9 protein-coding genes are annotated in these 9,859 nt (G+C 69.0%); 3 read left to right on the top strand and 6 right to left on the bottom strand.

The window, feature by feature from the left end; genetic code table 11:
- The coding region (locus tag NI2_RS31270; RefSeq protein WP_157104703.1) for an MFS transporter at positions 1 to 325 on the bottom strand (325 nt) is incomplete at its 3' end.
- A gap of 68 nt (positions 326 to 393) precedes the next feature.
- Between NI2_RS31270 and NI2_RS31265 the strand changes: the two genes are divergently transcribed.
- Positions 394 to 1,044 (top strand): TetR/AcrR family transcriptional regulator, encoded by a 651-nt coding sequence (locus tag NI2_RS31265; protein ID WP_133734250.1) that lies wholly within the window; start codon positions 394 to 396, stop codon positions 1,042 to 1,044.
- Between the two features lie 15 nt (positions 1,045 to 1,059).
- On the opposite strand, the gene NI2_RS31260 is transcribed toward NI2_RS31265, so the two are convergent.
- Genes NI2_RS31260 through NI2_RS31250 form a run of 3 tightly spaced genes read right to left on the bottom strand, consistent with a single transcriptional unit; the run spans position 1,060 to position 5,064 of the window.
- Entirely contained in the window at positions 1,060 to 3,357 is a 2,298-nt protein-coding gene (locus tag NI2_RS31260; RefSeq protein ID WP_067498581.1) for a HelD family protein, read from the bottom strand.
- Positions 3,358 to 3,401: 44 nt separating this feature from the next.
- Positions 3,402 to 3,740: an antibiotic biosynthesis monooxygenase family protein gene (locus NI2_RS31255; RefSeq protein WP_067498578.1), complete on the bottom strand. Its 339-nt coding sequence runs from the start codon at positions 3,738 to 3,740 to the stop codon at positions 3,402 to 3,404.
- A gap of 13 nt (positions 3,741 to 3,753) precedes the next feature.
- A complete protein-coding gene (locus NI2_RS31250; RefSeq protein ID WP_067498575.1) occupies positions 3,754 to 5,064 on the bottom strand; it encodes a diguanylate cyclase domain-containing protein in 1,311 nt (436 codons plus the stop codon).
- 132 nt (positions 5,065 to 5,196) lie between these two features.
- Here NI2_RS31250 and NI2_RS31245 point away from each other — a divergent pair, with 132 nt between their 5' ends.
- Positions 5,197 to 6,342, top strand: coding sequence for a beta-ketoacyl synthase N-terminal-like domain-containing protein (locus NI2_RS31245; protein ID WP_067498572.1), 1,146 nt, complete (start codon positions 5,197 to 5,199; stop codon positions 6,340 to 6,342).
- 3 nt (positions 6,343 to 6,345) lie between these two features.
- Here NI2_RS31245 and NI2_RS31240 read toward each other — a convergent pair whose 3' ends face one another.
- Complete coding sequence (locus NI2_RS31240; protein WP_067498569.1) at positions 6,346 to 8,169, bottom strand: sensor histidine kinase; 1,824 nt, start codon at positions 8,167 to 8,169, stop codon at positions 6,346 to 6,348.
- A 146-nt stretch (positions 8,170 to 8,315) separates the two neighbouring features.
- On the opposite strand from NI2_RS31240, the gene NI2_RS31235 reads away from it, so the two are divergent.
- Positions 8,316 to 9,095 (top strand): sigma 54 modulation/S30EA ribosomal C-terminal domain-containing protein, encoded by a 780-nt coding sequence (locus NI2_RS31235; protein WP_067498565.1) that lies wholly within the window; start codon positions 8,316 to 8,318, stop codon positions 9,093 to 9,095.
- A 3-nt stretch (positions 9,096 to 9,098) separates the two neighbouring features.
- Here the strand turns inward: NI2_RS31235 and NI2_RS31230 are convergent, their stop codons facing one another.
- On the bottom strand, positions 9,099 to 9,731 hold the full coding sequence (locus NI2_RS31230; RefSeq protein WP_067498562.1) for a response regulator transcription factor: 633 nt from the start codon (positions 9,729 to 9,731) through the stop codon (positions 9,099 to 9,101).
- Between the last annotated feature and the right edge of the window lie 128 nt (positions 9,732 to 9,859).

Below are 9,859 nucleotides of genomic sequence, written 5' to 3'. Positions count from 1 at the left end.
CGGCGCGCGCGGCGACCAGCTGCCAGGGTGCCTGCGCGAGCCCGCCGACGAGAGAGGCGATGCCGAAGGCGATCAAACCGGCGGTGAACAGCCGTCGCCGACCGTACAGATCGCACGCCTTACCTCCGAGCAGCAGAAATCCGCCGAAGGTCAGCGCGTAGATATGCACGACCCAGGCCAGGTCCAGGGGCGTGAAGCCGAGTGCGTCGCCGATCGAGGGGAGTGCGACATTCACGACCGCCATGTCGAGCGCGACCATGAATTGCGCGACGGCAACGGCGGTTAGTGCGGCGCCGGAGCGCGGGGGTGAAGAGTTGTTATACATGTATAAAAACTAACTCGACGGCGGACCTCTGTCCAGACCTGAGCCCGCTGATGGGTCAAGATGGACCTATGGCAACCTCGTCGCGCACCGGAAGACCGGCCCGAATCTCTCGCGCCGACATCGTCGCCGCCGCCCACGGTGTGATCGACACCGACGGCGTCGAGAAGCTGACGATGCGCAGGCTGGCCACCGAACTCGGCTGTACGCCGATGGCGCTCTATCACCACGTCCGCGACAAGGACGCGCTGCTGCGGCTACTCCTCGACGATTACGCTGATCAGGTCGAGTGGCCGGAGCTGCCCGACGATCCACGGCAGCGAATTCTGGTAGCCGCCACGGCGATGCACGATGTGCTGGCCGCCCGGCCGTGGGTGGTCGAGGTCCTCGTCGACGGCGATCTTTTCGGGCGTTCGGCGCTGTGGTTTCCCGAGACCATCATCGACGCCGGGGTCGCGGCGGGTCTGTCGCTCGACCGGGCGGCCGAGGCCTATCGCGCGGTCTGGCACTACACCGCGGGTGCGCTCATCATCGCCGCGCGCTCCGCTCGCCGGGGCGCGCAGGGGCCGACCTATCGGGACGAGGTGTTCGCGACCCTGGACGCCGCGACGACGCCACGTCTGGCCGAAATCGGTTCTCGCTGGACCGATTTCGACGCGACGAGCTCCTATGGCGCCGGACTGGCCGCGCTTGTCGACGGGCTGCTGTGCGCGCCCCGCTGACCCGCTCGGCGCGCTTCACGCGAGCGTGGACAACACCTCGGGGAGCTCTTCGGTGTGCACCACCGAGAGCCGCTGGGTGGCGCGGGTGAGCGCGACGTAGAGGTCGTTGAGGCCACGCGGGGACTCCTTGACGATGGCCTGGGGTTCCACCAGGTACACGCGGTCGAACTCCAGGCCCTTGGCGTCGTGCACCGTGAGGACCTGCACCGATTCGCCTGCCAGCGGGGACAATTCGGGGACGAGCGCGGCGGGGGCGAGGACGGCGGCGGTTCCGGGGGCCTGCTCGGCGGCGATCAGCCGGGCCAGTTGGTCCTGTACTTCCGCAGGCGAAATACGATGTGCGCGAGGGGGATTGCCGGTTTCGCGGACCGAGCGCGGTGCCTGGGCGGTGGGATCGATGGCGGCGAGGACATCGGCGGCCACGGCCATGATCTCGGCGGGCGTACGGTAGTTGACCGTGAGCTCGGTGAGCTTCCAGCGTTTGGCCACATAGGGTTCCAGCACCCGCTGCCACGACGACGCGCCCGCCGGGTCGCCGGTCTGGGCGACGTCGCCGACGACGGTGATCCAGCGATTCGGGATGCGGCGCATCACCATTCGCCACGCCATCTCCGACAGTTCCTGCGCCTCGTCGACGATCACGTGTCCATAGGTCCAGGTGCGGTCGCCCGCGGCGCGTTCGGCCGTGGTCTGCCGGTTGCCGAACTCTTGGCGCTGGGCCAGCTGGGAGGCGTCGATCAGGTCGTAGGCCATGAGGATCTCGGGGTCGAGTTCGTCTTCGATGTCCTGGGGCGCGGAACCGGTGAGGATGTCGAGTGCGTCCTGGGCCTCGGCCAGCTGCGCGCGCCACCGGCGGCGGGCCCGTTCGCGCTCCTCGGTGTCGTCCACGCCGAGCAGTTCGGCCAGTTCGTCGAGCAGCGGTGCGTCGGCGGCGGAGAATGTGCCGTCGTCGGGGCGGACGAGTTCGGCACGGTCCTCGGGGCTCAGCGACTTGGCGGCGCGGTCGAGCCGGGCCGGGTCGGCGAGCAGATCGGCCAGGACCTCCTGCGGGGAGAGCACCGGCCACAGCGCGCTGATCGCGGCCTGCACCTGCGGGTCGGCGCGCATCTCGTCGCCGATCTCGCTCAGATCGGCAGAGCTGAGCAGGCTGGTGCCGCCGGACAGATCGGCGCCCATCGTCGCGGCCAGCTGATCGGTGAGCGCGTCGATCACCGACGAGGCGAAGATCGGCCGCGCGAGATTGTGCGGACGGCGCGAGGAACGAGCCCGGCCACGCGCCCGGGTCGCGATCTTGCGGTCGAGCAGCACCGGGTAGCCGTCGAAGGTGAGCCGCACCGGTTCCGCGGGCACTTCCTGCCGGTCGCGCACCGCCTGCTTGAGCACCTCGAGCATGTCGAGCGAACCCTTGATCTCACCCGCGCGCAGCGAATCCTCGCGGACCGCCTTCACCCCCGGATACAGGTCACCGATGGTGGACAGCAGCACACCGGTCTCACCGAGCGAGGGCAGCACCTGCCCGATGTAGTCGAGGAAGGTGGCGTTCGGGCCGATGATGAGCACACCGCTCTTGGCCAGCTGCTGGCGGAAGGTGTAGAGCAGGTAGGCGGCCCGGTGCAGCGCCACCGCCGTCTTGCCGGTGCCCGGCCCACCCTGCACCACGAGCACACTCTTGTGCTCGGAGCGGATGATCGCGTCCTGTTCGCTCTGGATCGTCTCGACGATGTCGTTCATGTGCCCGGTGCGGGCCGCGTTCAGCGCGGCGAGCAGGGCGCTCTCGCCGCCCACACCGTCGTCGGTACCCACCGCGCCGTCGCGTTCGGCGGCGCCGAGGTCGAGGTACTCGTCGTTGATCGCGGTCACCGTGCGGTTGCGTGAGCGGATGTGACGGCGGCGGACCACGTCCTCGGGATTGGCGGTGGTCGCCAGGTAGAACGGGCGCGCCAGGGGAGCGCGCCAGTCCAGGAGCAGCGGCTCGTAGTCGTTGTCCTCGTCGAGGATGCCGAGGCGCCCGATGTAGCGGGCGGCGTCCTCGGTGGCGTCCAGGTCGATGCGGCCGAAGCACAAACCGTGCTCGGCGGCGTCGTATTTGGCCAGGTCCTCGCTGTAGAGCGCGGTGAACGACTCGCGTTCGCTGCGCGCCTGCGGGGTCCCGCCCGCTTCCAACAGCACGGTCTTGAGCCGGTTCTGCGCGTAGTCGCGCATGGCGTCGAGGCGGTCGTAGAGCACCGTGAGGTACTGCTGTTCCTGTTCGATCTCGCGGCCGCGCCCGCCCTGGTCGGCGGTTGCGCGGTCGTCGGCGAGGCGGTCGGGCAAAACAGGACTCCTTTGTCACCGCGTTGAGAACAGAGTTGTCGAGTCTACTTGCCCCCGGACGGCAGCGCGCCCGTCGCGGGGAAGACTTCGTCACCGGTCACCGGCGTGAAGTGCTCGACCACCGGGAAAGGCTCATAGAAGTGATGCAACAGCGCACGCCAGCGCTGATATTCCGGCGACCCGCGAAACCCCTCGGTGTGATCGCTCAGCCGCGCCCACCGCACCAGCAGCAAATAGGTGTCGGGCCGCTCCACGCACTGTGACAACGACAGCCCGCCGAAGCCGGGCATACCGGCGATGATCGGGTAGGCCTGCGCGAAGGCCGCTTCGAAGGCGGCGGCGGAACCGGGACGGACGGGCAGCAGGGCGTGTTCGACGATCACGCCGACCAGTTTGTCAGGACGCGTGCGTGGTGTGGTTGCGGCGACCGGAGGGCTTGTCGCGGTACATGGCCAGATCGGCGTCGTGCAGTACGGCTTCGGGAGTGCGGCGCTCGTGCGGGCCGAGTTCGGTGACGCCGATCGAGGCGCTGACTTCGAGACGATGCCCGCTCGCGATGATCGGCTCGGCCATGGTGACGCGCAGCCGTTCGATCAGACGGGGCAGATCGGTGCGCTGTGGGTGCCCGGCGAGCAGCACGAGGAACTCGTCCCCACCGAGCCTGCCCACCAAGTCCTCGGCACGCAGAGCGCGTTGCAGCCGCTGGGCGACGATCTGCAGGACCGTGTCGCCGATGGCGTGGCCGAGAGTGTCGTTGATCGCCTTGAAGCCGTCGAGATCGATGAACAGCACGGTGGTGACCAGAGCGCCGCCCTCGTCGGCCAGTGCCGCCGACAACTGCGACAGGATCAGCGACCGGTTCGCCAGTCCCGTCAACGCGTCGTGGGTGGCCTGGTACTCGAGCTGCATCTTGCTTGCCCGGTATTCGGTGACATCGGCGAACGACGACACCCCCGCCGAGTCCGGGCTGTCGGGATTGAGCAGCCGGCAGTTACACGACAGCCACACCTGCTGACCGTCGGCCCGGCGCACCCCGAACACGAACCGCGTCACCGGCTCGCCGGTCGTCAACGTGTGCGCCATCGGATGCCTGCCCACGGGCAGCGGCTGACCCTCCCAGTCGATCATCGTGACGGGGAGCTCGTCGAAACGCGCACCGAGGACCGGCGCGGAGTCGGCGATGCCGAGGATGCGCCTGCCCGCCGGATTGATCGATTCGAGCCTGCCCCGCCGGTCGACGACCAGCACACCCTCCTCGAGCTGGGAGACCACGGTGGTGAAGTACGCCTCGGCCTGCCGTGCGGAGGCCTCGGCGGCCCGCTGCGCGGTCAGGTCGTGCACCACCACCTGATAGGCCAGCTCGCCCTGCCAGGCCGTGAGGACCGACACCGTCTGCACGGGCACCTTCTGCCCGTCGATGCGCAACAGGTCCATTTCGGTCGGCGGTGACGCCGCGCCCTCGGCGGTGAGCTGGGCGATCCGGTCGAGCATCGCCGGAATGGAGTCGGGATGCACGAAATGGGTGATCCGCAAGCCGAGCAGGTCCTCGGCCGTGTGCGCGCCGAGCAGTCGCACCATCGCCGGGTTCACGTAGACGATGACGCCCGCCTCGTGCACGCAGATGGCATCGGGAGTGTGTTCGACCAGCGAGCGGTACCGCTGGGCGAGCAGCTCGGCGTTCGCCGCGTCGGTGTCGGTTTGTCTCACTGCGATACCCCCGATCTCGGCCTGGTCTTCGGATGACGCACCGGACTATCGTGGTGACCCTCGACGAGATCCGCGAGGAGCGACGTGAGACCGGAAGGACGTCCCGGCGGCATGGCCCACCGAGTCGATTCTATGTCGATCGGTGGTATCGGTGTGGTCTCCGGCTACGGCTGGGGCCGTGAACAATTGTTTCAGGGGGTGCTGGGGGGAAAACCGGCCGCCGGTCTGTATCCGGGTTACGGGCCGGGACGTGACGAGCACGCCTGGGTCGGCCGGATTCCGGACGGCGGCGACCCGGCGCACGGTCGCGGATTGTTCGGGCGCGCCGTGGTCGCCTCGGCTGCCGAGGCGGTGGCCGACGCCCGCGCGCGTGGCTGGCGCGAGGAGGGCCGAACGGTCGGCCTGGTGCACGCCATCACCCTCGGCGACGTGGCCGACTGGCGCGATTTCTACCTGCGCGACGGCGCGCACCGCCGCTCCCGCGACTACCTGCCGATGCTGCCCTCGACCCCCATCTCGGTGGTGATGCAGCAGTACGGCTTCCACGGGCCCGCCATGAACGTGTCGGCGGCGTGCAGTTCGGGCAATGTCGCCGTGCTCACGGCGCGGCAGTGGCGCGACGCGGGCCTGGTGGACGACGTGCTGTGCGTGAGCACCGACCTGTCGGCCACTCCGGAGATGCTCGAGCATTTCGTCGGGATGGGCGCGGCCGTGTCCGATGTGGACCCGTTCACCGCGTGCCGCCCGTTCCAGGAGGGCAGCCTGGGGTTCGTGATGGCGGAAGCGTCGGTGGCGGTGCTGCTCACCGACGCGGTGGATCAGCCCTATGCGCGGGTGCTCGGCGGTGCCATGAACAACGACGCCTACCACGTGGTCTCGGTCGAGCCGACGCACGAGCAGTATCTCGAATGCGTCCGGAAAGCACTGCGCGACAGCGGGGTAGCGGCATCGGAGGTCGACTACGTGAACGCCCACGGCACCGGCACCCGCCAGTGCGACGCCGCCGAACGCGACGTGCTCACCACCGTTTTCGACGACCAACCGTCGATCATCTCGGTCAAGCCGCTCACCGGTCACTGCCAGGGCGCCGCGGCGGCCGTCGAACTGGCGTTGATCGCGCTGTCCTACGACACCGGCGTCGTCGCGTCGGCACCGGTCGTCGCGCCCGCGCATCCGCGATTGCTCGACGGGCCGACACCGATGCGCGGTGGCCTCACCGTGAATCTGTCGATGGGGATGGGCGGCAACAACTCCGCCCTCGTCGTCGGTCCGGCCTGAGGTTCAGTCCTCGCCTGCCTCCGGCCCGCCCGCCAGGGCGAAACCGCCGGTGGTCGGCTGGTCCTGCGGGAGCGGAACCGCCCAGCGCAGCCGCGTGCCCGGCATTTCCGAATGGTCGCCGTCGGCGTCGGCTCGCACCGCGGGCGCGATCTGGAACCGGCCGCCCGCCTCCAGCGCGCGCTGCTCGAGGTTGCGCAGCCCGCTGCGGACGACGTGGTTCGGGATGCCCCACCCGTTGTCGCTCACGGTGATGGTGAGATCGTCGGCCACCTCGATCACGATGGCCACGGTGTCGGCGCCGGAGTGACGCACCGCGTTGCTCACCGCCTCGCGCACAACGGCTTCGGCGTGATCGGCCAGTTGCGGGTCGAGCACCGAGAGCGGGCCCGATACCTGGATGGTCGCGCGCATCGCGATGTCGGCGGTCTGGCGCCGGATCGCCAGTTCGAGCCGCTGTTGTAACCCCTCGCTGTGGCCCGAACCGCTGGCGTGCAGGTCGAAGATGGAGGTGCGGATCTCCTGCACCACTTCCTGCAGGTCCATGATGACCGTCGAAAGTCGTTGCCGCACTTCGGGAACGACCGCCTTGGGCATGGTGGCCTGCACGGTGAGGCCGATCGCGAACAGGCGCTGGATCACATGGTCGTGCAGGTCGCGGGCGATGCGGTCGCGGTCGGCGACGATATCGAGCTCCCGCATCCGACGTTGCGCGTCGGCCAGGCGCACCGCCAGCGCCGCCTGATCGCAGAACGCGGCGGTGAGCTCGAGCATCTCGTCGGAATAGGGCGCGAAACCGGGCGGGCGGATGGTCACCAGCACGCCGAGCGTGGCGTCGGGGGTGCACAGCGGAAGGACGAGAGCCGGTCCGGCACCGGGCAATTCGGCGACGGGGAAGTCGACGCCGAGGACGACCTCGGACACGTCGTCGAAGCGCAGCGGTGTTCGCCTGCTGAAGGCGTCGCCGAGAACTGTGCCCGCGATCGGGATCGTCTGCCAGTCCTGGCCTGCGTCGGGCCCGGTCCACTGGGTGACGACCAATTCGCTGACCTCACCGGGGGATTCGTCGGGCACCGGTACCGAGGCCAGAAACGCCTGGTGCGAACCGGTCAGCCCGCGGGCGTGGTCGACCACATGGGCGAGTACTCGGTCGGATTCGGTGCCCGCCAGGAATTCGGTGGCGATGTCGCGCGTCGCCTCGATCCAGGCCTGTCTGGTGCGCGCCTGCTCGTAGAGGCGCGCGTTGTCGACCGCGATACCCGCCGCCGCGGCCAGCGCGAGGACGAGCACCTCGTCCTCCTCGGTGAACGGTTGCCCGTCGGACTTCTCGGTCAGGTACAGGCTGCCGAACACCTCGTCCCGGATGCGCACGGGGACACCGAGAAACGAGTGCATCGGCGGGTGGCCGGGCGGGAAACCCACCGAGGACTCGTGCTCGGTGAGATCGTCGAGCCGCAGCGGTGCCTTCTCCGCGAACACGGCGCCGAGCACACCGCGGCCCGCCGGTAATCGCCCGATCCGGTCGCGGATGTGTTCGGGCATACCCTCGTCGATGAACTGCGCGACCTGCTGACCGTGCCCGCGGACCGCGAGCGCGCCGTAGCGGGCATCGACCAGGTTCATCGCCGTGCGCACCATGGTGCGCAGGGTGTCGTCGAGATCGAGGCCCGCGGTGACCGTGAGCATGGCCTCGACCAGGCCGTCCATCCGGTCGCGCGAGCCGATCATCACCTCGACCCGGTCGGCCACCTCGCCGAGCAGGGCGCGCAGGCGCTGCTGAGACGCGGTGCGGCCCGCCGAATAGCGGCCGCTCCGACCGTCATTCGCCATCGCCGTATCCCGTCGCCGCCCACCTTCGTACCGAGTCAGGAGAAGTCTAGTCCTCGAGGTTGGGGACTTTCGGCCCTTCTACCGCACCGCGCACAGTGGTGGCATAGGGCAGCGGGGGGACGCCGGATCGAGAAGTGGGGCAAGAGATGTATTCGTTGTCGAGCACCCAGCACTGGACTACCGCCGCCGACCCCGAGCTCGCGGTGACCACCCGTGGCGAGGTACCGGCTCAAGACGTCACCCGCGCGGTGCGTGCCATCACCCGCGTGATGCGGCGTCATCATCTCGACAGTCCGGCCCGCGTGCGCGTCACCGCTCCGCGCGGAAACGACGAGCCGACCCTCGTGCAGGCCAACATCCGCACCAACGACACCCTCACCCGCGTGCAGGTCACCGGGCCGGGTGGGTTCGCGGTGACGTTCGCCGCCGAACGCCTGGATCGTCAGCTGGCGCGCCGCGCTGGTAAGGAAGCACGTGGCGCCTGGCCAGACCCGGCCCGCCGCCCGCTGGCGCAGGTCACCGAGACCCGCCCGATCATCCGCCGCAAGGACTGCGCGTTGATGACCGGTACCCCGCTGGAAGCCAGCACTGTGCTGGACGCGATGGATTACGACGCGTATCTGTTCACCGACGCCGATACCGGCGAGGACGCCATCGTCACCTGGGCCGACCCGCACGGCGTTCGCCTGGCCCGCCAGCACCGCACCGTCGCCGCGGGCGACTCCGCGCACCTGCCGCTCACCGCCAGCGCCATGCCGGTGCGGGTGGTGCAGGACGCGGCCCCGGTCTATGCCGAGGACGAGGCCTCGGACGTGCTGTGCCGTGGCGGCCTACCGTATCTGTTCTTCACCGACAGCCACAGCGGCCGGGGCAACCTGCTCTACCGCCGCTACGACGGGGACCTGACCATCGTCGTCCCGTCCTGATTTCTACGGTTCGCGCAGCTTGGTCGCCAGCACCGCGGCCTGGGTGCGGCGTTCGACGCCGAGTTTGGCCAGCAGGCGCGAGACATAGTTCTTGACCGTCTTCTCGGCCAGGAACATGCGGGCCGCGATCTGACGGTTGGTCAGCCCCTCGCCGAGGAGTTCGAGCAGGCGGCGTTCCTGGTCGGTCAGACCCGCGAGGGGACCGGTGGGTTCGGTGCTGCGGCGCAGCCGGGCGCGCAGCGCGTCGGCCGCGCGGGTGTCGAGCAGGGAGTGACCGGCGCCTACCTGCTTGATCGCGTCGGCCAGCTTCATCCCGTCGATGTTCTTCACCACATATCCGCTGGCACCGGCCAGAATGGCGTCGAGCATGGCGTGCTCGTCGGAGAACGAGGTGAGGATCAGGCAGCGCAGGTCTTCGAACTCGGCCAGCAGATTGCGGCACAGCTCGATGCCGTTGCCGTCGGGTAATCGGACATCGAGCACCGCCACATCGGGCCGGGTCTCCCTGATCCGCACCATCGCCTCGGCCACCCCACCTGCCTGACCGATCACAGTGAGTTCAGGATCACCCTCGAGCAGGTCGATCAACCCGCGCCGCACGATCTCGTGGTCGTCGACCAGAAACACCTCGAGCACGGCGGCCCCTTCATCACGTAGAACGTCCCCCTGTTCGGTCCAACATAATCCGCCCGCCCGAATCCTGTGCAGAGACAGACAATCGCCACCCAAATCCTGTGCGCAGACAGCAAACTCGCTCACCCAAG

This window comes from Nocardia ignorata NBRC 108230, assembly GCF_001612905.1.
GTDB lineage: Bacteria > Actinomycetota > Actinomycetes > Mycobacteriales > Mycobacteriaceae > Nocardia > Nocardia ignorata.
Note: the sequence above shows the minus strand (reverse complement) of the source record. Positions and strands in the feature narration are given on the sequence as shown.

Excerpts from the sequence above, each read along its gene's own strand:
- NI2_RS31235 (WP_067498565.1), top strand. The coding sequence starts at position 8,316 with ATGTATTCGTTGTCGAGCACCCAGCACTGGACTACCGCCGCCGACCCC.
- NI2_RS31245 (WP_067498572.1), top strand. The coding sequence starts at position 5,197 with ATGTCGATCGGTGGTATCGGTGTGGTCTCCGGCTACGGCTGGGGCCGT.
- NI2_RS31265 (WP_133734250.1), top strand. The coding sequence starts at position 394 with ATGGCAACCTCGTCGCGCACCGGAAGACCGGCCCGAATCTCTCGCGCC.
- NI2_RS31240 (WP_067498569.1), bottom strand. The coding sequence starts at position 8,169 with ATGGCGAATGACGGTCGGAGCGGCCGCTATTCGGCGGGCCGCACCGCG.